The organism is Neoroseomonas lacus (assembly GCF_014644535.1).
GTDB lineage: Bacteria > Pseudomonadota > Alphaproteobacteria > Acetobacterales > Acetobacteraceae > Neoroseomonas > Neoroseomonas lacus.
Genome location: NZ_BMKW01000003.1, coordinates 180,158 through 200,879 on the forward strand (window position 1 = coordinate 180,158; position 20,722 = coordinate 200,879).

Genomic DNA, 20,722 nt, shown 5'->3' on the forward strand with positions numbered 1-20,722 from the left:
ATGGGTTGTAGGATCGTTGGCGAATCTCCGCATCCGGATCGAAAAAGGGAGCATTCGACCAGACGGCTTCCGTGTGAGAAGATTACACAGCGAAAAATGTGCAAATTCTATGCGTTATCTCAAAATTGAGCGTTGACCATTCATTAACGAACGTGCTCTGGTTGTATCGACGCGGTCGTCTCCCTCCGGTGTCGATCCGCTTCGCGCCAGCACCTCAACAACCCAGGCGAGCGGGTTCGGTTCTGGCGGTGAAAGAAATGGCTCGTTTTTGAGATTCATCGAAGGGGATCGACATGATTCGCAAGTTCCTGGCTTCCTTCCGTGGCGCCGCTGCCGACCGCAAGGGCGTGACGGCTGCCGAATACGCCATCCTCGCGGTGGGCGTGGTCATCGTGGTCGGCGGCGCCGTCCTGGGCTTCCAGAAGCCTCTGCAGGATGCCTTCAAGAATATCGGTACGCAGATCGGGACGCAGCAGGACGCGATCACGACGCCCGCGGCTCGTTGACCCTGATCGGTTGAGGTCCTGGCCGGTTGTTCAGCGATCGCCCTGCTTTCGGCGCGGTTAGGCGGCCGGCCCGGACTGCAATGTGACAGATGTGCTTTATGCTGCCGCATCTGACTGTTTGTATTGGGATTGCCGCAAGAACATTCTCCGCCCGCTGCAATTGAACTGGAATAGATCGATGCCAGCTTTCAGGAAACTCCTGAATGGGATTGCGGCGGGAATTAGCGCTAAGCGCGGGGTTTCTTCGGCCGAATACGCCATCCTAGCCGTTGCTATCGTTTTCGTCGTTGGCGCCGCTATCCGTGCCTACAACTTAAATAACCCGATGACTTATGCGGGTGACACTCTGACCTCTATGCAGTCCTCGGTGATTACCACCGGGCGCTGAGCGGACGCTGATGTGGTCGGGGCGGACGACGGAGGAGAGGTGGGCGCATGACTGGTCTGTTGATGTTCCAGGTCGTCGCCGCACCGCTTCTCATCTTCGCCGCGGCGCGCGACATCGCGACCCGGCTCATCCCCGATGGCGTCTCCATCGCCATCGCTCTGGCGGGCCTCCTGGGCCGCGCCATGCTGGGCTGGACCGATGCCGGCCTGTCGCTGGCCATCGGCGGCCTGCTCTTCGTCCTGCTTCTGCCTCTCGCGATGCGCGGCTGGCTCGGCGGCGGCGACGTCAAGCTGATCAGCGCCATGGCGGTCGGCTTGGCGCCGAACGACACTTGGCTGTTCATCGTCGCGACCGTCTTCGCCGGCGGTGTCCTCGGCCTGGCCTACATCCTCGGGCGCAACCTCGTGCCGGAACTGCGCCTGGCCGGCGGCGAGACGCTGTTCCGCCGGGTCCTGGTCGTAGAGGCCTGGCGCATGCGCCGACGCGGCCCGCTTCCCTACGCCGTCGCCATCGCGACCGGTGGCTTGATCGTCCTCTATATCCTGGCGGGGAATTGACCCGATGTTCCTGCGGCTTCTCGTCATCCTGTCGCTGATCCTGAGCGCCACCGGCCTCGGGATCCTGGCGCTGCAACTCCTCCAGCCGCCCGGCCAGTCCCAGCAGGTCGCGCGCGTCGAGGCGCCACCCACCGTCGCCCCGGCACCCAAGATACGCATGCTGGTGGCCTCGCGCCCCCTGTCCATCGGCACGCTGCTGAAGGATGACGACATGCGCGAAATCGAGATCGACGGCGATGCCGTGCCTGATGGCGCCTTCGTCGGCGGCGCCGACTCTCTCGCGGAACTGCGCGGCGCCCTGCTGCGCCGCTTCATCGACCCCAACCAGCCGATCATCCGTACCGATGTGCTGCGTCCGCGTGACCGCGGCTTCCTCGCCGCTGTGCTGCGGCCGGGCACGCGCGCCATCTCGATCGCCGTCGATGTGGTCACCGGCGCCTCCGGCCTGATCTGGCCGGGTGACGAGGTCGATCTGATCCTCACGCAGAACCTCCAGCAGCAGGGGGCCGAATCGCCTGGGCGCCGTGTCGTCGGCGAGACCATCCTGTCCGCGGTGCGGGTCATCGCGGTGGATCAGCAGATCAGCCATAGCGGAACGGATGCCGCCGCCGCTCGAGTGGTGGCACGCACTGTGACGCTTGAGGTGAACCCCGAACAGGCCGAGCGCGTGGCGGTGGCGACGCAGCTCGGCCGCATTTCCCTGGTGGTTCGTTCGATCGAAGGGACGCCCGAGGCGACTGGCCCGCGGCCGTCGCTGGTGTTCGGTTCGGATGTTTCGTCGGCGTTGTCAGGCCCGCAGGCTCCGGCGCCGGCTGCACCGCGTATGCGTGTCATTCAGGGTGGCTCGCAGCAGGAGGTGACGTTCCGATGAGCAATGCGCGGTTGGCGACGCCGATGACCGGGCGGGCGACCCGGGTGGTTCTGCTCGCCGCCGTTGCCGCGCTGCCGTTGCTGGTCGCGATGCCCGCCAGACCGGCCGTCGCGCAGGGAAATGGCGCCGCAGCGGGTCCCCCAATCGGTGTGCGTGTCGGCGATCACCCCGGCTATGGGCGGGTGGTGTTCGATTGGCCTGTGCGGACCGACTATGAGGCGGTGCCCGACGCGAACGGGCTCGAAATCCGCTTCGCCGCCCCTGGCCAGCCCCGGCTGGGCTCCGTGGTGGCGCCGCGCAACGTCACCGGGCTCACCGCCGAGGGCGAGGTGACTCGCATCGCCGCCCGCCCCGGTTCGCGCTTCCGCCATTTCCACCACGGACCGAAGCTCGTGGTGGATATCCTTGACCCCGAGGCGCCAGCGGCCGCCGCCATGGCCGCGCCCATGCCGGACCGGGCGCCGATGGCGCCGCCATCGACCGAGCAGGTGCTGGCCGATCTTGCTGTCGCGACGCGCCTGCCGACGCCGCGCCGCCAGGCGCCGCAGGGCGTCCTGCTCGCCAGCACTACGCCCGGCCCCGAGGCGGTGAGCCCGCCACCCCTGGCCCCCGACGCGCTGCCTCGCGTCGCCGCACCCCAGCAGCCGGCCGTGATCCAGGTGACCCAGGCCCTGCCGCCGAGCGGGCCGCGCGCCAGCGCACCGTTCAACGTGCCGATGCAGGTGCCGCCTGGCATCTCGCTGGTGCCGCAGGCGCAGGCGCAGGTCCTGCCGCCGCAGCTCCCCGGCGTGCCGCAACAGGGCGTGGCGCCGCTCCCCGGTGCGACCCTCACTCGGCCGCTGGTGCTCGAACAGGGTTCCGGCCGGCTCGTCGAGCTGCCGGCCCCGGCCTTGACCGTGCTGGTGGCGGACCCGCGCATTGCGCGCGTGCAGCCGGCCTCGCCGACCAGCCTGTTCATCATGGGCGTGAATGCCGGCCGCACGAACCTGATCGCGACGCGCGAGGACGGATCGCTGGTCGCCGAATTCGACATCACCGTCGCCGCGACCGGCGCCGGCACGCCGCTCGCTGCGCCCCTGGCTGCCGCGGTGCCGAACGTCTCGGCCGGCCAGGTGCAGAGCATGATCCGCCGCATGGTGCGCGGCGGGCAGAATGTGCGCGTCACCATCGCCGGCCGGACCGGCGCGATCCAGCTCACCGGCATGGTGCCGAGCGCCACTGACGCCCAGCGCGCCGAGGCCATCGCCAAGTCAATGGCCGGCGAGACGCGTGAGGTGATCAACGAACTCACCCTGCTGTCGGGCATCCAGGTCAACCTCCGGGTCCGCGTCGCCGAAATCTCGCGCGACGTAACGCGCGACCTCGGCTTCAACTGGCTTGGCGCCTTCAACGACGGCACCTGGCAGCTCGGCCTTCGCACCGGCAGCATCGTCGGTACGGCGCTTGCCGGTCTCGGCGTTCCCAGCGCGTTGGTTGCGGGCGGGGCCGCCGGCACTGGCGGCACCTATGGCGTGCGCTTCAACAGCGGCAATTTCGACATCAACGGCCTGATCGACGCGCTCGCGCAGGACAGGCTGATCACCGTGCTGGCCGAGCCGAACCTCACCGCCCAATCGGGCGAAGTCGCCTCCTTCCTCGCCGGCGGCGAATTCCCGGTGCCATCAGCGGCGGCGAACAACAGCACGACGATCACGGTCGAATACAAGCCTTATGGCGTCAGCCTCTCCTTCATCCCGACCGTGCTCTCGCCCGAGCGGATGAACATGCGGGTGCGCCCCGAGGTCAGCGAATTGTCCGAGACCGGGTCGATCAGCTTCCCCGTCGCCGGCAGTGTCGTCACCATCCCCGGCCTGACGGTGCGCCGCGCCGAGACGACGATCGAACTCGGCTCGGGCCAGAGCTTCGCCATCGCCGGCCTGCTCAGCCGCAATTCCTCGATCAACAACAGTGGTGTCGCCGGCCTCGGCGACATCCCGGTGCTCGGCGCACTGTTCCGGTCGGACCGCTACCGCCGCGCCGAAACCGAGTTGGTCATCATCATCACCCCCTATCTTGTGCGGCCGACTTCGGACCCCTCGGCGCTCGCGACGCCGCTCGACACCTTCCGCCCCGCCACCGACCTGGAACGCATCCTGCTACGCCGCCAGACCGGCTCGGGCGCGCCCTATCGCCAGATCCGCCCGCCCGCGGCGGCCGGCTTCATCGTGGAGTGAATGCCATGGACCGGCGATTTACCTGCTTCTCAGCGTTGATCCTGGCTCTTGGCCTCGCGGCCTGCGCGCCGGACACCTACCTCGCGCCGACCGATTTCGAACGGGCAGGCACCTGGCAGGCCGATGGCGTCAATGACCGCAATCTGCGCGCCATGGTCGCCGATCCGTCGCATCTGACGCGCGGCGTTGGCGCGGCGACCGACCGTGGCGCCGCCGGCGCGGCCGCGGTCTCCGCCCTCGAGCGCGGGGCGCGGCCGCCGCTGCCGCGCACGACCCTGAGCGATGTCGGCCGCGAAAACGCCACCGGCGCGACCGGTGTGACCTCCGGCGGCGGAGGCTCCAGTGCCCGGTAACGCGGGCATGATGCGGGAGATGCCCGACGCGCAGCGCGGCAGCGCGATCATCTCGGCCGACCGCCCCACCCTGATCGCCTTTGTCGCCGACGAGGCGAGCGAGGCGGCGATCCGTGGCGGCATCGGCGACGTGCTGGGCGCGCAGCTGCGCCGCGGCACCGTGCGCACCGCCGTCAAGGTGCTGGAGAAGGAAGGCACGCCGCGCGTCCTGATCGTCGACATCAGCGGCATCGACGACCCCTTCGGCGCGCTCGACGACCTCGCCTCGGTCTGCACGCCGGATGTGCGCGTGCTGGTGGTGGGCGAACGCACCGAGATCGGCTTCTACCGCGACATCACTCGCAATGTCGGCGTGCACGAATACCTGCACAAGCCGCTGACGCGCGACACCGTCGCCCGCCTCTTCGCCCCGCATGTCCAGGGCGGCGGCGATGGCGGGCTCGACCGCGGCGGCCAGGTGACGGCGGTCTGCGGCGTGCACGGCGGCGTCGGCGCGACCACGCTCGCGGTCAACCTCGCCCTGCAACTGGAAGACGTCACGCGCGGCCATGTCGCGCTGCTCGACCTGCATCTGCGTGGCGGCACGGCGGCGATGATGCTTGGCGCGCGCGTCACCTCCGGCCTGCGCGTGGCGCTCGAGGAACCCGAGCGCGTCGACAGCCTGTTTCTCGACCGCGTCTCGGTGCCGATCAGCGAACGCGTCAGGCTGATCGCCGCCGAGGAATCGATGGAGGCCGACATCCAGGCCACCGAGGAAGGCGCGCGGCGCGTCGTCGAGATGCTGCGCCAGCGCTTCAACCATGTCGTGATCGACCTGCCGATCCCGCCCGGCCCGGTGGAACGGATGGTGTTGCAGCGGGCGCGCCATGTCGTGCTGGTGCTCTCCCCCGACGTCGCGAGCATCCGCGACACGGTCTCGGTGAAGAAGCTGGTATCGATGACCGGTTCGGCCGGGCGCGTCATCACCGTGCTGAACGGGGCGGGCCGCCGCGGCTACCTGCCGATCAAGCTGATCGCCGAGGGCATCGGCGCGATGCCCGAGGTGGTGATCCCCGACCTGCCGCGGCAATTGCCGCGCGCGGCCAATCTCGGCCGCCCGGCGCTGCGCGACAGCCCGCCGCTGCGCCGCGCGCTCGGCCTCCTGTCGCAGGAAATCGCCGCCGTCCGCTCGGCTGACCGGCCGCGATCCTTCCTCGGACGCCTGTTCGGGCGCGGAGGCTGACCATGCGCACCTTCGGCCGCCGCAGCGAAGGCACCAACCACCTCCCGGTGCCGATCTCGAACGACACCGAGGCGCGCTCGGTCAATATCAGCGCGGCGGATATCGCACTGTCGGACAGTGCCGAGCTTGCCCGGCTGCGCACCCTGGTGATGGAGCGCATCGACCCGGTCGTCGCCGGCGAATTGCCGCACGCCGCGCTGCGCCAGCAACTCGATGCGCTGGTCCATGAACTCGCCAGCCGCGAGCGGATGGAAATCTCGGCGCGCGACCAGTCGCGCATCGCCGAGGAGATTGCGCGCGACATGGTGGGCTACGGCCCGCTCGAACCACTGCTCGCCGACGACACCATCAACGACATCATGGTCAACGGGCCGGACAACGTCTTCGTCGAAGTGCGCGGCAAGCTGATGCGCACCAATGTGCGCTTCCGCTCCAACGCCCAGGTCGCCGCCATCGCGCAGAAGATCGCCGCCACCGTCGGCCGCCGCGTCGATGAATCGAGCCCGCTCTGCGATGCGCGCCTGCTCGACGGCTCGCGCGTCAACATCGTCTTCCCGCCGTTGGCGCTGGACGGGCCCTGCATCTCGATTCGGAAATTCGCCAAGAAGCGCTATGACCTCGGCTCGCTCGCCGCCAACGGGTCGATGTCCGCGCCGGTGCAGCGGGTGCTCGAGATCGCCGCGCGCTGCCGGCTGAACGTCGTCATCTCCGGCGGCACCGGCTCGGGCAAGACCACGATGCTGAATGCCATGTCGCGGCTGATCGACCACGGCGAACGCATCGTCACCATCGAGGATGCGGCGGAACTGCAACTCCAGCAGCCCCACATCGTGCGGCTCGAGACGCGCCACGCCAATCTCGAAGGGCGCGGCGAGATCACCGCCCGCGAACTGGTGCGCAACGCCCTGCGCATGCGCCCCGACCGCATCATTGTCGGCGAGGTGCGTGGTGCCGAGGCCTTCGACATGCTGCAGGCCATGAACACCGGCCATGACGGGTCCTTCTGCACCGTGCATGCCAATACCGCCCGCGACGCCGTCACCCGCATCGAGAACATGGTGATGATGGGGCAGGCGACGCTGCCCTCGCGCGCCATCCGCACCCAGATCGCCGCCGCGGTCGACCTCATCGTGCAGATCGAACGCATGCGCGATGGTGGCCGGCGCGTCTCGCAGGTGGCTGAGATCTGCGGCCTTGAAGGCGATGTCATCACGATGAACGACATCTTCACCTTCCAGTATGAAGGCGAGAATGCCGATGGGCGGCTGCGCGGCAGCTGGGTGTCCCCAGGCATGCGGCCGTCCTTCGTCGACCGTCTCAACTACTTCGGGATGCTCGATTCCTGGATGCGCGCGCTGCAGGAAGCCTGACCCATGGACCGCTCCTACCTTCTTGCCATTGCGGCGCTGCTGACGGTGGCGATGGTCACCGGGGTGGTCACGCTGGCCAAATCGGGCCAGGCGCGCCGGATGAGGGACCGGGTGGTCAGTGCCGGCGCTGCGGATACGCGCCGCATGGACCATGCCGGGCTGCCGAGCATCCGCCTGCACAGCAATGAGCCGCGCCCGCTGCTCAAACGCTTCCTGCGTTTCCTGCGCTACAATCCGGAGACGCCGCAGGAACAGGTGGTCCCATGGTGGGCGACGCTGCTCATCGGCCTTGCGATGGCCGTGCTGCAGGGCTTCGTCGTCGGCCCGCTGCTCGGTTCGCAGATCGCGCCCTTCACCGCGGTGCTGACCGGACTGTTCGTCGTGCGTGCTCTCTTCGCCTGGCAGCACAACCGCTATGTCGAGGCCATCTTCGTGCAGATCCCCGACGCGATCGGGATGATGGTGCGTGCGATCCGCGCCGGCCTGCCAGTCGGCGAGGCGATGCGCTCCGTGGCGGCGGAACTGCCGAACCCGCTGCGCGATGAATTCGCGCGCATGCTGGGCGATGTCGCGATCGGCCGCCCGGTGGACCAGGCGCTGATGCGCCTGTATGCGCGCACCGGGCTGCAGGAGTTCTCCTTCCTCGCCGTGGTGTTCGGCCTGCAGTCGCAGACCGGTGGCAACCTGGCCGAGACGCTCGACAACCTCGCCGACATCGTGCGCAAGCGCGTGGCGCTGGCCAAGCGCGCCCAGGCCCTGGCGGCGGAGGCGCGCATGCAGGCGGGCATCCTGATGGTGCTGCCCTATCTAGCCGCCCTGGCGATGTCGCAGATCCAGCCCTTCTACATCGACAACTTCTTCTACACGCCGTCCGGTCGGAAGCTGTTGATGGTCGGCCTGGGCTTCTCGATATTCGGCTATCTGGTGATCCGCTGGATGATCAAGCGGGCGGGAGCGGACTGAGCCGTGATCGACACCATCCTGCAGGGCGGGCTGCTGCCGATCCTCGCGGTGGCGGGCGCTGTCGGCATGGCAATCCTGGCAGCGGTACTGCTTGCGCGCGGCGCCGAGGATCGCGACTTGGCGAGCCGCGTGAGCGGCGTGGTCCGGCCGCCGACGACCGACTTCTCGGCCACTGCCGCCGCGACCGGCACGGTGGCCGCGGCACCCTTCCACCGGCTCGGCGAAATGCTCCGCAATACCGCCCTGGTGTCCGAGAAGGACATGGGCGACTTCCAGATCGCCATCGCCGCCGCCGGGCTCAACCCGCGGGCGGCGGTGCCCACCTTCATCGGCGTCAAGGCCGTGCTGATGATCGGCCTGCCGGTCCTGGCCTACCTCTACGCTCTGCTGAGCCATTTCGACGCGCAGCGCACCACCGTGGTGGTTTTCGCCGGCATCCTCGTCGGCATGTTCGGGCCGAACTATTTCCTCAGCTACCTGAAGGGCAAGCACCAACAGAAGCTGCGCAAGGGCCTGCCCGATGCGCTCGACCTGCTGGTGGTGACCGCCGAGGCCGGCCTCGGCATCGAGACCGCGCTCGACCGCGTGGCGCGCGAGATCGAGCCGAACAACCGGCCGCTCGCCATCTCCTTCCTGGTGCTGGTGCAGGAACTGCGCATGCTTCCCGACCGCCGCCAGGCGCTGGACCGCTTCGCCGATCGGTCGAGCTTCGACGGCTTCAAGCGACTCGGCGGCACCCTCTCACAGACGCTGAAATACGGGACGCCGCTCGCCCAGGCGCTGCGCGTGCTGGCGGCCGAAATGCGCCAGGACCGCATGCTGCGCATCGAGGAGAAGGCCATCCGCCTGCCGGCCCTGCTGGTGATCCCGCTGATCCTCTTCATTATGCCGGCGGTGTTCATTGCGCTGGTTGGGCCTTCCGTGCTCGAACTCGGCAAGGGACTTCTCACCGGAGTGAACCAATGACGCCTCGGCTCCTCCTCCCTGCCAGCTTTCTAGCCCTCCTGCTCGCCGGCTGCGCGAATGATGGCCTTCGCGAACCCGATGCCGCGTCGCGCATGCGCGTCGCGGCCGCGGCGGAATCGCAGGGCCATGCCGACGTCGCTCTGTCCATGTACGGTGCGGCGGCCGCCCGCGAGCCGGACAATGCGCAGGCCCAGTCCCGTCTGGCCGCCGCGCTGCTGCGGTCAGGCAATCGCAACCAGGCCGAACAGGTGCTCATCGCCGCGGTGCAGCGCCTGCCCAATGACCGCATGCTGATGGTGCAACTCGGCCGCATGCAGTTAGGCAGCGGCAAGGCGGGCGATGCGCTGACGTTGTTCGACCGTGTGCTGGCCAGCGATCAGCGCAATGTCGATGCGCTCGACGGGCGCGGCGTCGCGCTCGACCTGATCGGCCGCCACCCGGAAGCGCAGGAATCCTATCGCCGGGCACAGGCGCTGTCGCCCAATTCCATCGCCATAGCCAATAATCTCGGGCTGTCGCTGCTGCTCGACAACCGGCCGGATGAAGCGCGCGCGGTGCTCGAACCGCTGGCCCGGCGCCCCGATGCGACGGCCCGGGTGACCGCCAACTATGCCATCTCGCTTGCCGCCACGGGCGATGTCGCGGCGGCGCAGAACCTGCTGGGTGAAGCCGGTGGCGACCTCGCCGCCCTCGGCGAGACCTTCCGCGGCGGGTCGCGCCAGATCATCGAGGTCACGCCGAACGATCGACGGAGCTGACGGGCCTTCGTGCCTGGCGGGCGTGATGGTGGCTGGCCCTGCTGGGTGAATGGGCATGGCGTGCTGGTTGTCGGCGCGCTGGTCGTCGCGCTCTACGGGATGTTCCTCCTCACCGGGACGCTGCTGCGCCCTGACGGACCCATGGCGGCGGATCTGCTCGCTTTCCTGACGGCGGCGCGGCTGGCGGCCGCAGGCCAGGCGGCCACCGCCTATGACTGGACCGCCTTCCAACTGGCGCAGGCCGCGGTGCTTGGGGCCGGACCAGAGGCGATCGGCGGCATGCTGGGCTGGCTGAATCCGCCGCACTTCTTCTTCGCCGTCCTGCCGCTCGCCCCCTTCGGCTACGGCGTGGCCTGGCTCATCTGGATCGTGGCGACGGCGCTGCTGCTGGCGGCGGCGGCCTGGTCGGTCCTGCCGCGCGCGGCGGCGGTGGCCGCGGTGCTTGCCACCCCCTCGGTGCTACTGACCGCCTCGGTCGGCCAGAACGGGCTGCTGATTGCCGCCCTCTTCGCCTGGAGCTTCGCCCTGCTGGACCGCCGCCCGGCGCTGGCCGGCCTCGCCCTCGGCCTGCTGACGGTCAAGCCGCAATTCGGCCTGCTGCTGCCGGCGCTGCTGCTGCTCACCGGGCGGTGGCGCGCCTTCACACTGGCGGCCGGCGTGGCGCTGGCGGCGATGGCGCTCGCCTGGGCCGCTTTCGGGACGGAGGCCTGGCTGGCTTTCCTGCTCTCGATCACCGGCAATGCGAACCGCATGCTCGGCGGGGAGGTCTCGCCGCGCATCCAATCCGTCTACGTCTTCCTGGTCCGGCTGACCGGGCGGGAAGGGCTGGCATCCGCCGGCCACGGTCTGGTGGCGCTGACGGTCGCGGCGGTGGTGCTGCGGCTGTGGCTCCGCCGGCCGCCGGGGCCTGAGGAATCGCGCGCCGCCGCGGCGATCGCCGCCTCCTACCTGCTGACCCCCTATGTCTGGGGCTACGACACGCCGGCGATCGCGGTGGCCGCGCTATTCCTGGCCCGCGCCGCGCTGCGGGAGGGCTGGCTGCCCGGCGAGAAAGCCATGCTGCTGACGGCCTGCATGCTGCCCGCATTGCTGGTCGTCGTGCAGCACCCGCTGGTCGCGCCGTTGGCTTGGCTGCTGGTGCTGTGGCTGGCCTGGTCGCGCGACCGCGCGTGGCGACTGGCCGAAGCCAGCACGCCGTCGTTCAACCCGGCCGTGGCCGCGACGCGGTCTGGAGGCACATGATCCGCGGCCGCGCCGGCGGTGCCGCCGCCTGACGGCCACGCAGCCGCAATTCCACGCTCGGGACCGCCACCACTGGCCGCAGCGACGGCGTCTGCGCCCCCACCAGCAGCACCGCACCCCGGCCCGAGGAACACAGCCCCGCCATGGCCGGCCCCGGCAGCGGGATCACGCCCGGTGCCGGGCCAGGAGTGAAGCCCTGGCCGGTGAGCGCCGCCATCACGCGCAGGTGATAGACCATCGCCCGTTCCGGCGTGGATGAGTGGTACTGCCCGGTCGCCGCCGTCCAATCCCCGGTGCGCGCGTACAGCGATTTCAGGTAGCGCACCGCGTAGCGGACATTGGTCTCGGGGTCGAAGCCGGCCTCCACGCTGGTGAAGGCGTCGGGGTGGTGCAGCAGGTTGATCTGCATGCAGCCGATGTCGATCGACCGCGTCCCGGCCGCCAGGCGCGTCTGCACCTCGGCGATCGCCTCCTCGCGGCTGGCCATGTAGCGGCCTTCGCCGGCGGCGTTGAACGACCATGGCCAAGGCTGCACCCCGCCGGTCGGCGTGCGCCGGCCGGTCTCGACGCGGGCAATGGCGCCCAGCAGGCCGGGCGGCAGGCCGGAATTCTGGTCGGCGATGGCGATCGCCCGGGCGCAGGCATCCCAGGGCTCGTTGGAGAAGACAGGCAGGGCAGGGGCCGTTGCCGGGCGCCGGGCGGCAACCTGCTGTCGCGGCGGCTGGGCGGCCGGGCGCGTCGCTGCCGGCCGGCGGGCCTGGGTCGTCTCCGGGGCGGCGTGGGCCGGGGCCGATGCCACCGACAGGCCCGCGACGGCTGCGAAGGGCAGGATCAGGCCGAGCAGCCTCAAGGCGCGTGGTCTGTGCGTCTGCATTGCGGCGATGTCATGGACCGGCGGGGCGTGCCGGGTCAAGTCCGCAGCGTGTCCCGCACCCCGGCGGATTCCCCCATCCGATGGATGGACAAGGCCTCGCGACATTGCGAGTCTCCGCCCAACAACACCAAACCGAGGACACGCCCTTGCCCTTCACCATTGCGCGACGCGCCGTGCTCGCCGCCCCGTTCCTCGCCCCTGGTCTGGCCCGCGCGCAGGACGCCTGGAAGCCCAGCCGTCCTGTCACCATGATCGTCCCCTTCGCCGCGGGGTCGGGCACGGACACCGTGGCGCGCACCCTCTCCGCCCTGCTGGAACGCGAATGGGGTGCCCAAGTGGTGGTCGACAACCGGCCCGGCGCCAATGGGGCGATCGCCGCGGTGGCGGCGGCACGCGCAGCACCCGACGGCCATACCGTGATGATCACCACCAACAGCCCGCATGGCGCCACGCCGGCGCTGATGAAGCGGCCGAGCTACGACCCCGTCGCGGATTTCTCGCCGCTCAGCCGGCTCGGCACCTACATCTTCGTCTTCGCGGTGAATGACGGCGTGCCGGCGCGGACCATGCCGGAATTCCTGGCGCTGGCGAAGGCGCGGCCCGGCCAGCTCACCTGCGCCTCGGGCAACACCACCGGGGTGGTCGGCGCGGCCATGCTGAACCGCATCGGCGGCGTCGACGTGACGCATGTGCCCTACCGCTCCTCGCCGCCGGCGATGACCGACGTGATCGCCGGTCGGGTGACCTCGATGTTCGCAGATGTCGCCTCCTCCCGCGCCTTCCTCAATGAAGGCAAGCTGCGCCCGCTCGGCATCACCTCGGCGGCGCGCACGCCGCTGTTCCCGGAATGGCCGACGCTCTCCGAGGTCGGGCTGCCCGGCTTCGAATTGCTATCCTTCATGGGCGCCGTCGGCCCCGCGCACATGCCCGAGGAGGTCGTCGGCGCCTGGAACGCCGCCATCCGCCGCGTCTGGGATCAGCCGGAGACGGTCCGCCGCCTCGGCGAGTTCGGCATCGAGAAGGTCACCTCCACCCCGGCCGAATTCGGCACCTTCATCCGCGAGCAGGTGGCCTTCTGGGGCCAGCAGGCGCGCGCCGCGGGCCTCGAGCCAGAGTGAGCCATGGCGGCCACGCCGCGTCGCCTGGCCGCCCCGCCCCTCTGCCCCAAAATGCGGCAAATGCCTGCCTATGCATGGGCAACATGCCGGGGTTCTCGACATCGTTCTTGTCGTTGCGGTTCCGTGGCGCCACCTTGCACCGCACAAGCGCGTGGTGGGGAGGCCACGGGCAACGTCCGAAAGGGGACAACGACATGACCGATTTCTTCCGCCTGCAATCCGCCGCCCTAGCGCGCAGCCTCGCCGAAATGGCCGATGGCAGCCTCGCGACGCGGCTGCGCCAGGAGCAGGCCGCCCGGGTCGTCAGCGCGGCGCGCCGCTTGGCCGACCTCGCCGCCGCCGGCGCGCTGCGCCTGCCGCCCATCGCCGACCCGGCGGTGCAGGCGGTGACCGAGATCGCCCGCCATTGGGACGCCACCGCCATCACGGCGCTCGAATATGCCGAGACGCTGCCCGAGGCCGCGATCGAGCGTCTGCTGCGGGCGGCACCGGCCTGGGCCGCCGCCGCCCAGCCAGGCACGCCCACCCGCCTGGCCGCCTGATCAAACCACCGGGTGCGGCGCCCAGCCCCGCGAGGGCCGGGTGTGCCGCATCGCCATCCGCGCTATACCCGCGCCGAACAGCGTGGAGTGGTTGGACATGTCGATGAGCGGCGCGGGACGACCTCAGGCCTCCAATGCACCGCGTCGCGTCCTGCTGCTCTCCGGCGCCTCGCGCGGGATCGGCCACGCGACGGTGAAGCGGTTCTCGGCCGCCGGCTGGCGCGTCATCACCATCTCGCGCCAACCCTTTCCCGAGCAATGCCCGTGGGAGATGGGTCCCGAGGACCATATCCAGCTCGACCTGACCGACGTCGCCGCCACCGAAGCGGCGGCCGAGGAGATCAAGGAACGCCTCAGGCCCGAGGGCGGCCGGCTCGACGCGCTGGTCAACAATGCCGCGATCTCGCCCAAGGGCCGCGACGGCGGCCGGCTCGGCTCGCTCGAGATGGACATCGAAGGCTGGCTGCGCGTCTTCCGCGTCAATTTCTTCGCCCCGATCATCCTGGCGCGCGGCCTGGTCGAACCGCTGCAGAAGGCCAAGGGCTCGGTGGTGAACGTCACCTCGATCGCCGGCAGCCGCGTGCATCCCTTCGCCGGCGCCGCCTATTCCACCTCCAAATCCGCGCTGGCCGGGTTGACGCGCGAGATGGCGAGCGACTTCGCCCCGCTCGGCATCCGCGTCAACGCGATCAGCCCGGGCGAGATCGACACCTCCATCCTCTCGCCGGGGACCGAGAAGATCGTCCGGGAACAGATCCCGATGCGCCGCCTCGGCCGGCCGGAGGAGGTCGCGCAGGCGATCTACTTCCTCTGCACCGAGGCCTCCTCCTACGTGAACGGCGCCGAACTGCACATCAATGGCGGACAGCATGTGTGAGTGCCCCTCCAACGGCGAGCGCCGTGCATCCGCACGGCTTGCCTTCGCGCGTCCAGGTCGCATTGGCGGCGGCTGACGGTCGCGCGCGGTCGCGCCGTGCGCTCGCGGATCGTGCGGGGCACGATCCGACGCGGCGCGGAAAGCGCCTCCCGCACCGGCTCGGCAAAGGCACATCTCGGCAACACCTTGCGCGCGGCCCAGCAGAATCCGCTCCGAACGCGTCCGGGCCGGGGCAGGGGCACCTGCCCGGCCCCATGACCCATGCCCGGTAATCCCCCGCGCGCCCACAGCGTCGCCTCGCTGCGCCTGCTGCTGCCCTTCCTGCGCCCCTATCTGGGCCGCGCGCTCGCCGCCGTCGTCGCGCTCTTCGCCGCCGCCGGGCTGACCCTCGCGGTCGGGCAGGGGCTGCGGCAGATCATCGATGGCGGCTTTCGTGGTGGCCCCGGCGCGCTGAACCACGCCGCGATGGTCATGGCGGCGATCGTCGCCTCCCTCGGCTTCGCCACCTCGGCCCGCTACTATCTGGTCACCTGGCTCGGCGAGCGCGTCGCCGCCGACATCCGCCGCGCGGTGTTCGACCACCTTACGCAGCTCGACCCGCGCTTCTACGAAACCGCCCGCACCGGCGACCTGATGTCGCGGCTGACCGCCGATGTCGCCTTGCTGCAATCGCTGATCGGCTCGGCAGTCTCGATGGGGCTGCGCAACGCGCTGACCGGCATCGGCGCCTTTGCTATGCTGGTGCTGACCAGCGCGAAACTCGCCGGGCTGATGGCCGTGGTGGTGCCAATGGTGGTGCTGCCGATGATTGTCTTCGGCCGGCGCGAACGCCGCCTGTCGCGCGCCGCGCAGGAACGCGTCGCCGACCTCGCCGCCACCGCCGAGGAAGCCATCAACGGCATGCGCACCGTGCAGGCCTTCACCCATGAAGCGGCCGAACGCGCCCGCTATGGCGCCGAATCCGAACGCTCGGTCCAGGCGGCGCTGCGCCGCGTTCTGACGCGCACCATGCTGATCCTCTCGGTCATCCTGTTTGGCTTCGGCGCCATCACCTTCGCGCTGTGGGTCGGCGGGCATGACGTGATGGCCGGCCGGATGACCGGCGGCGACCTGACGGCCTTCGTCTTCTACGCGGTGCTGCTGGCCAGCGCCGGGGCCACCGTCAGCGAGTTGTGGGGCGAGATCCAGCGCGCCGCCGCTGCCGCCGACCGGTTGGCCGAAATCCTCGCCGTGCGGCCGATCATCACCACCCCGGCGAATCCCGTCGCGTTGCCCGTCGCCGAGGGCCGCGTCACCTTCCGCGAGGTGAGTTTCCGCTACCCCTCGCGCCCCGAGACCTCGGCGCTCGACGGCTTCAGCCTGGAGGTGGCACCGGGCGAGACGGTCGCGCTGGTCGGCCCCTCCGGCGCCGGCAAGACCACGGTGCTGTCGCTGTTGCTGCGCTTCTACGACCCGCAGAACGGGGTCATCCTACTCGATGGCGTGGACATCGCGCGCGCCTCGCCCGAGGCGGTACGCGGGCGCATCGGCTTGGTGCCGCAGGACCCGGTGATCTTCTCCGCCACCGTCATCGACAACATCCGCTACGGCCGCCCCGAGGCGACCGAGGCCGAGGCGCGTGCCGCCGCCGAGGCCGCCTCCGCCGCCGGCTTCATCGCCGCCCTGCCGGAGGGCTTCGAGACGCATCTGGGCGCCCGCGGCGTGACGCTGTCGGGTGGCCAGCGCCAGCGCATCGCCATCGCGCGTGCCATCCTGCGCGACGCGCCGGTGCTGCTGCTGGACGAGGCAACGAGCGCCCTCGATGCCGAGAGCGAACGTGCCGTGCAGGTGGCCCTCGCGCGGCTGTCGAAGGGGCGCACGACGCTGGTGGTGGCGCATCGCCTGGCGACGGTGCGCGCGGCGGATCGCATCGTGGTGATGGAGGGCGGGCGGATAGTGGCGACGGGCACGCATGAGGCGCTGCTCGCCGAAGGTGGACTGTATGCGCGATTGGCCGCGCTGCAATTTACCGACGCCTGAGGCGAGGCTGGATTCTTGCGTATGTTCCTGTTATGTTCATCGCCCCAACGGGCGATTTGCGTCGGCCACCAAGGTACGCCGAGCCGGCTAAAATCTTAAAATCCTAAAATCTTAAAGTGCGTTGAGTCATGGACTTAGCGACATTCCGGCTGTGTTCGGCCCTGCGGATGGCGAGAGTTGGAGAGGCTGTGCCCCTCCAATCCACCCCACCAAATGACGGGGTGGTTTGGAAAGCCGTGTTTTGGTGCCGGGCCGTGTGGAGCGGCTGCCTTGGCCCGGCGCGCGCCATGCTCACCGGCGGATCTTGGTGCCGATCCTGCCCTTGGGCGCCGAGCGCCAAATATTGGTGTCCAGAGGCCCTTAGGCCTTTGGTGGGGTAAGGTCCGGAGAGGGGCAAAGCCCCTCTTCGGTGTGCCGACGCTGGCTGGTCCGCCACCTCCCTCACACTCGTCCACCCCCGGTGCCCAGCCGCTTGCGCATATGCACGGTAACGCCGCCCCGGAACGCCTCGCGCGCCGTGACGATGTACCCATGGCGTTGGTACAGCGCGACATTGCTGCCGAAGGCGGCGTTGGTGAGCAGCCGCAACTCGGCGCGCCGGCTCTCGTCCGCCATTGCCTCGGCATGGTCGAGCAGCATGCGCCCGAGACCCTGGCCCTGCGCGTCCGGCCGCACCGCGATGTTCTCGATCCATAGGTGATCCTCGCGCAGCATCGTCTCGATCAGCGCGAGGGTCTCGCCGCCGCGCCGCAACAGGTCGAAGCGGTGCTCGCGCAGCGCCTGGTCGTAATCGACGGCCATCGGCAGCGGCTCGCGCCCGATCACCGGCACCCATCGCGCATAGGCCGCGCGGGTGACGTCGCGGATCGTCGCGGCATCCTCCGCCATGGCGCGATGGAGGGTGATGGGCAGGGGATGAGCCATCGTGGGTTCCTAGGCTGTGGACACAAAAAACCCCGCCAACCGGGGGTGGGCGGGGGGACTGGATAACCGAGACCGGTGCCGGGGGTTCAGCCCTGGCCAGACCGTCGCGGCATCGGATGGAACGCGCTGCCCCGCGCCGTGATGCCATGGCGACGTCGCTGGGCGGGGAGGGGCAGGCGCGCGATCATGAGAGCATCTTCGGCAGGCGCACCGGCGCCGTCAACAACGCCGATCCGTGTCAGCCGGCGGCGAAGAAGGCGAGCACCGCGGCGTTGAAATCCGCCGGGTTGTCCGCCTGCACGCTGTGCGCCGCGCGGGCGATCGTCACCCGCCTGGCGTTCGGCATATGGGCTTCCAGCGCGTCGAGGATGCGCCCGAATTGCGGCTGGGACTGGCCGCCGCCGACCAGCAGGGTGCGCGTGCGGATGCCTTCCGCCTCGGCCCTGGCATAGGGGCTGCGCTGTTCGTTGATCTGCCCGAGCAGCGTGGTGGCGTTGTCGCGGTTGACCGCCTTGCGCGCCTCCGAGCGCTTCTCCCAGGCGCCGGGGCCGCCGGTATGCTCGGCGACGACGGTCAGGCCTTCCTCGACCTTGCCCTCGGCGATCAGTGCGGCCGCCTTGGCGAAGGCGGTGCCTTGCTTGCCCGCCGGCGGTGCGCCGCCGAGGCTTTCATCCAGCTCGCCGCCCGGCTCGAGCAGCACCAGGTCCTCGATCAGCTCGGAATGATGCTGCGCGACGCGGAAGGCGATGTGCCCGCCACGCGAATGGCCGATCAGCCGCACCTTGCCCAGCCCCAGCCCACGAATGAAGTCGGCGATGTCGGCGGTGTGGCGGGCGATGGTGAAGTCGCCGCCATCCTCCCACTTGCCCGGCCAGCAATGCCGCAGGCTGACCGCCATGGCGTGATATTTCGCGCCGAAGCCCGCCATCTGACCGGACCAGGAGCGCTGGTCGCCCAGCGTGCCATGGATCATCACCACGGGCTGGCCGGAGCCGGCCTCGGCATAGGCGAGCGGGTAGCCGTCGACGGTCAGCGTTGGCATGGCGTTTCCTCTGAGCGTGATGACCGCGGCTGCCTATGCATCTGAGGTCTGAATCACGCGATCAAACAATGGGTTGGAGCGTGATGGGCGTACGAAGGTGAGCCAATTGCGTTCTAGATGTTGCGCGCTGCATCCATGATGGCGCGGAAGCGCCGCACCGTCGCCCCCAGCCCCTCGAAGACGGATTGCGAGATCAGGAAATGGCCGATCGAGACCTCGGTCACCTCCGGCATGCGGGCGATGTCGGCGACGGTGTCGTAGTTCAGGCCGTGGCCGGCATGGCACAGCAACCCCGCCGCCTTCGCCGCCGCCGCACCGGCCTTCAGCCGTGCCAGCTGCGCCGCGCGGTGCTCCACCGGCCCTTCGGCATAGGTGCCGGTGTGTAGCTCGATCGCCTGCGCGCCGAGCGCGGCGGCGGCTTCGATCTGCGCCGGGTCGGCCTCGATGAAGATCGACACGCGCACGCCGGCCAACCGCAGCCTCGCAATGGCCTGCTTGAGGAACGGCCCCGGGCGCAGCACGTCGAGCCCGCCCTCGGTGGTCAGTTCGGCGCGCTTTTCCGGTACCAGGCAGCAATAGGGCGGGCGGATGCGCTCGGCGAAGGCGACCATCTCCTCGGTCGCCGCCATCTCGAAATTCAGCGGCGCGGCGATCTCGGCGCGCACGCGCTCCACGTCGCGGTCGCGGATATGGCGGCGATCCTCGCGCAGGTGCATCGTCACGCCATCGGCTCCCGCCTCGACGGCGATGCGCGCCGCCTCGACCGGGCAGGGGAAGGTGCCGCCGCGCGCATTCCGCAAGGTCGCGACGTGGTCGACATTCACCGAGAAATCGAGATGCGTCATGCGGTTCCCCGTGCGTGGGCGAGTTCGGCTGCGAGACGCAGCGCGGCAATCAGTGACGACGGGTCGGCCCGCCCGGTGCCGGCGATGTCGAGCGCCGTGCCATGGTCCGGGCTGGTGCGCACGATCGACAGGCCAAGCGTCACATTCACCCCGCCGGCCATGTCGAGCGTCTTGATCGGGATCAGGGCCTGGTCGTGATACAGGCAGATCGCCGCGTCATAGGTCGGCCGGGCGAGGGCGGTGAACATGGTGTCGGGCGGCATCGGTCCGCGCGCCTCGATGCCCTCGGCGCGCAGGGTGGCGACGGCCGGGGCGACGATCTCGATATCCTCGCGCCCCATGGTTCCGGCCTCGCCGGCATGCGGGTTCAGACCGGCGATGGCCAGGCGCGGCCGGGCGATGCCGAATTCCTCGCGCAGCGCGCGGGCGGTGATGCGCGCGGTCTCGACGATCATCGCCGGTGTCAGCCGGGCGATCGCCACGGCCAGCGCCTCATGCACCGTCACCGGCACGACGCGCAGCTCGGCCGAGGCCAGCATCATCACGGGTGGCACGCCTGTGCCGGCGATCTCGCCGAGATATTCGGTATGGCCTGGATGCTTGAATCCGGCGGCGGTCAGCACCGCCTTCTGGATCGGGTTGGTCACCACGCCGGCGGCGCGGCCGGCCCGGGCCAGTTCCACCGCCTCGGTGATGGCGGCGATGACGGCGGCGGCGTTGGCGATGTCAGGCTTGCCGGCGACGGGTGGGTGGGGCAGGGGCCGGTGCAGCACCGGCAGCGCCTGCTGGAATACGGCGGCGGCTTCCTCCGGCGCGGTGATCGCCTGCACCGGCACGGCGAAGGGCCGCGTCGCATCGTCGATCAGGAAGAACACCGGCCCGGTCGCGCGCAAGGCGGACCAGGCGCCGGCGGCGATCTCGGCGCCGATGCCGGCGGGTTCTCCCATGGTGAGGGCGAGGGGACGCATCATGCGTCGCGTTTAGAGCAGTTCCCGTCTGCGTGAAATCACCCGGACGGGCAGCGCATGAGAGGCGGAGTGGTTTCACGACCCGGAACATCGGGGCTGTCGCC

Annotated in this window: 21 protein-coding genes; 16 read left to right on the top strand and 5 right to left on the bottom strand. The window is 69.9% G+C overall.

The features are described 5' to 3' along the window. Positions 1-293 precede the first annotated feature (293 nt). From IEY36_RS07310 to IEY36_RS07365, 12 genes are all read left to right on the top strand, one after another. Entirely contained in the window at positions 294-506 is a 213-nt protein-coding gene (locus IEY36_RS07310) for a Flp family type IVb pilin (RefSeq protein WP_188966295.1), read from the top strand. 82 nt (positions 507-588) lie between these two features. Beyond that, on the top strand, positions 589-894 hold the full coding sequence (locus IEY36_RS07315; RefSeq protein WP_188966296.1) for a hypothetical protein: 306 nt from the start codon (positions 589-591) through the stop codon (positions 892-894). 47 nt (positions 895-941) lie between these two features. Continuing rightward, entirely contained in the window at positions 942-1,451 is a 510-nt protein-coding gene (locus tag IEY36_RS07320; protein ID WP_188966297.1) for an A24 family peptidase, read from the top strand. A gap of 4 nt (positions 1,452-1,455) precedes the next feature. After that, on the top strand, positions 1,456-2,322 hold the full coding sequence (gene cpaB, locus IEY36_RS07325; RefSeq protein WP_188966298.1) for a Flp pilus assembly protein CpaB: 867 nt from the start codon (positions 1,456-1,458) through the stop codon (positions 2,320-2,322). Beyond that, the gene (locus IEY36_RS07330) at positions 2,319-4,535 is read left to right on the top strand and encodes a type II and III secretion system protein family protein (protein WP_188966299.1); all 2,217 of its coding nucleotides are present in this window, start codon (positions 2,319-2,321) and stop codon (positions 4,533-4,535) included. The genes cpaB and IEY36_RS07330 overlap by 4 nt, the downstream gene beginning before the upstream one ends. A gap of 5 nt (positions 4,536-4,540) precedes the next feature. After that, a complete protein-coding gene (locus IEY36_RS07335; protein ID WP_188966300.1) occupies positions 4,541-4,888 on the top strand; it encodes a hypothetical protein in 348 nt (115 codons plus the stop codon). Between the two features lie 19 nt (positions 4,889-4,907). After that, positions 4,908-6,110, top strand: coding sequence for an AAA family ATPase (locus IEY36_RS07340; RefSeq protein ID WP_188966301.1), 1,203 nt, complete (start codon positions 4,908-4,910; stop codon positions 6,108-6,110). Between the two features lie 2 nt (positions 6,111-6,112). Further along, positions 6,113-7,480 (top strand): CpaF family protein, encoded by a 1,368-nt coding sequence (locus tag IEY36_RS07345; RefSeq protein WP_188966302.1) that lies wholly within the window; start codon positions 6,113-6,115, stop codon positions 7,478-7,480. Positions 7,481-7,483: 3 nt separating this feature from the next. Continuing rightward, positions 7,484-8,443 (top strand): type II secretion system F family protein, encoded by a 960-nt coding sequence (locus IEY36_RS07350; protein WP_188966303.1) that lies wholly within the window; start codon positions 7,484-7,486, stop codon positions 8,441-8,443. Positions 8,444-8,446: 3 nt separating this feature from the next. After that, positions 8,447-9,409, top strand: coding sequence for a type II secretion system F family protein (locus tag IEY36_RS07355; protein WP_188966304.1), 963 nt, complete (start codon positions 8,447-8,449; stop codon positions 9,407-9,409). Next, entirely contained in the window at positions 9,406-10,167 is a 762-nt protein-coding gene (locus IEY36_RS07360) for a tetratricopeptide repeat protein (RefSeq protein ID WP_188966305.1), read from the top strand. Before IEY36_RS07355 ends, IEY36_RS07360 begins: the two co-directional genes overlap by 4 nt. 9 nt (positions 10,168-10,176) lie before the next feature. Further along, the gene (locus IEY36_RS07365; RefSeq protein WP_188966306.1) at positions 10,177-11,409 is read left to right on the top strand and encodes a glycosyltransferase family 87 protein; all 1,233 of its coding nucleotides are present in this window, start codon (positions 10,177-10,179) and stop codon (positions 11,407-11,409) included. On the opposite strand, the gene IEY36_RS07370 is transcribed toward IEY36_RS07365, so the two are convergent. Next, positions 11,369-12,283 carry a lytic transglycosylase domain-containing protein gene (locus IEY36_RS07370; protein WP_188966307.1) on the bottom strand — a complete coding sequence of 305 codons (915 nt, stop codon included), beginning with the start codon at positions 12,281-12,283 and terminating at the stop codon, positions 11,369-11,371. The genes IEY36_RS07365 and IEY36_RS07370 overlap by 41 nt on opposite strands. A gap of 146 nt (positions 12,284-12,429) precedes the next feature. On the opposite strand from IEY36_RS07370, the gene IEY36_RS07375 reads away from it, so the two are divergent. From IEY36_RS07375 to IEY36_RS07390, 4 genes are all read left to right on the top strand, one after another. Beyond that, entirely contained in the window at positions 12,430-13,401 is a 972-nt protein-coding gene (locus IEY36_RS07375) for a Bug family tripartite tricarboxylate transporter substrate binding protein (protein WP_229681193.1), read from the top strand. Positions 13,402-13,595: 194 nt separating this feature from the next. Beyond that, positions 13,596-13,943 carry a hypothetical protein gene (locus tag IEY36_RS07380; protein ID WP_188966309.1) on the top strand — a complete coding sequence of 116 codons (348 nt, stop codon included), beginning with the start codon at positions 13,596-13,598 and terminating at the stop codon, positions 13,941-13,943. Between the two features lie 97 nt (positions 13,944-14,040). After that, positions 14,041-14,820, top strand: coding sequence for an SDR family NAD(P)-dependent oxidoreductase (locus IEY36_RS07385; RefSeq protein WP_229681194.1), 780 nt, complete (start codon positions 14,041-14,043; stop codon positions 14,818-14,820). A 261-nt stretch (positions 14,821-15,081) separates the two neighbouring features. Further along, the gene (locus IEY36_RS07390; protein WP_188966310.1) at positions 15,082-16,839 is read left to right on the top strand and encodes an ABC transporter transmembrane domain-containing protein; all 1,758 of its coding nucleotides are present in this window, start codon (positions 15,082-15,084) and stop codon (positions 16,837-16,839) included. Between the two features lie 441 nt (positions 16,840-17,280). Here IEY36_RS07390 and IEY36_RS07395 read toward each other — a convergent pair whose 3' ends face one another. The 4 genes from IEY36_RS07395 to pdxA all read right to left on the bottom strand — a co-directional run bounded on the left by IEY36_RS07395 (position 17,281) and on the right by pdxA (position 20,621). Next, complete coding sequence (locus IEY36_RS07395) at positions 17,281-17,763, bottom strand: GNAT family N-acetyltransferase (RefSeq protein WP_188966312.1); 483 nt, start codon at positions 17,761-17,763, stop codon at positions 17,281-17,283. Positions 17,764-18,001: 238 nt separating this feature from the next. Then, positions 18,002-18,805, bottom strand: coding sequence for an alpha/beta fold hydrolase (locus IEY36_RS07400; protein WP_188966314.1), 804 nt, complete (start codon positions 18,803-18,805; stop codon positions 18,002-18,004). Between the two features lie 113 nt (positions 18,806-18,918). Then, a complete protein-coding gene (locus IEY36_RS07405) occupies positions 18,919-19,650 on the bottom strand; it encodes a pyridoxine 5'-phosphate synthase (RefSeq protein ID WP_188966316.1) in 732 nt (243 codons plus the stop codon). Next, entirely contained in the window at positions 19,647-20,621 is a 975-nt protein-coding gene (gene pdxA / locus IEY36_RS07410) for a 4-hydroxythreonine-4-phosphate dehydrogenase PdxA (RefSeq protein WP_188966318.1), read from the bottom strand. The genes IEY36_RS07405 and pdxA overlap by 4 nt, the downstream gene beginning before the upstream one ends. Positions 20,622-20,722 lie beyond the last annotated feature (101 nt).

Bases quoted from the DNA above. Each gene is read 5' to 3' on its own strand.
- IEY36_RS07320 (WP_188966297.1), top strand. From the start codon at position 942: ATGACTGGTCTGTTGATGTTCCAGGTCGTCGCCGCACCGCTTCTCATC.
- IEY36_RS07405 (WP_188966316.1), bottom strand. From the start codon at position 19,650: ATGACGCATCTCGATTTCTCGGTGAATGTCGACCACGTCGCGACCTTG.
- IEY36_RS07380 (WP_188966309.1), top strand. From the start codon at position 13,596: ATGACCGATTTCTTCCGCCTGCAATCCGCCGCCCTAGCGCGCAGCCTC.
- IEY36_RS07335 (WP_188966300.1), top strand. From the start codon at position 4,541: ATGGACCGGCGATTTACCTGCTTCTCAGCGTTGATCCTGGCTCTTGGC.
- IEY36_RS07385 (WP_229681194.1), top strand. From the start codon at position 14,041: ATGTCGATGAGCGGCGCGGGACGACCTCAGGCCTCCAATGCACCGCGT.
- IEY36_RS07400 (WP_188966314.1), bottom strand. From the start codon at position 18,805: ATGCCAACGCTGACCGTCGACGGCTACCCGCTCGCCTATGCCGAGGCC.
- cpaB (WP_188966298.1), top strand. From the start codon at position 1,456: ATGTTCCTGCGGCTTCTCGTCATCCTGTCGCTGATCCTGAGCGCCACC.
- IEY36_RS07395 (WP_188966312.1), bottom strand. From the start codon at position 17,763: ATGGCTCATCCCCTGCCCATCACCCTCCATCGCGCCATGGCGGAGGAT.
- IEY36_RS07330 (WP_188966299.1), top strand. From the start codon at position 2,319: ATGAGCAATGCGCGGTTGGCGACGCCGATGACCGGGCGGGCGACCCGG.
- IEY36_RS07370 (WP_188966307.1), bottom strand. From the start codon at position 12,283: ATGCAGACGCACAGACCACGCGCCTTGAGGCTGCTCGGCCTGATCCTG.
- pdxA (WP_188966318.1), bottom strand. From the start codon at position 20,621: ATGATGCGTCCCCTCGCCCTCACCATGGGAGAACCCGCCGGCATCGGC.
- IEY36_RS07360 (WP_188966305.1), top strand. From the start codon at position 9,406: ATGACGCCTCGGCTCCTCCTCCCTGCCAGCTTTCTAGCCCTCCTGCTC.
- IEY36_RS07340 (WP_188966301.1), top strand. From the start codon at position 4,908: ATGCCCGACGCGCAGCGCGGCAGCGCGATCATCTCGGCCGACCGCCCC.
- IEY36_RS07310 (WP_188966295.1), top strand. From the start codon at position 294: ATGATTCGCAAGTTCCTGGCTTCCTTCCGTGGCGCCGCTGCCGACCGC.
- IEY36_RS07390 (WP_188966310.1), top strand. From the start codon at position 15,082: ATGCCCGGTAATCCCCCGCGCGCCCACAGCGTCGCCTCGCTGCGCCTG.
- IEY36_RS07345 (WP_188966302.1), top strand. From the start codon at position 6,113: ATGCGCACCTTCGGCCGCCGCAGCGAAGGCACCAACCACCTCCCGGTG.
- IEY36_RS07350 (WP_188966303.1), top strand. From the start codon at position 7,484: ATGGACCGCTCCTACCTTCTTGCCATTGCGGCGCTGCTGACGGTGGCG.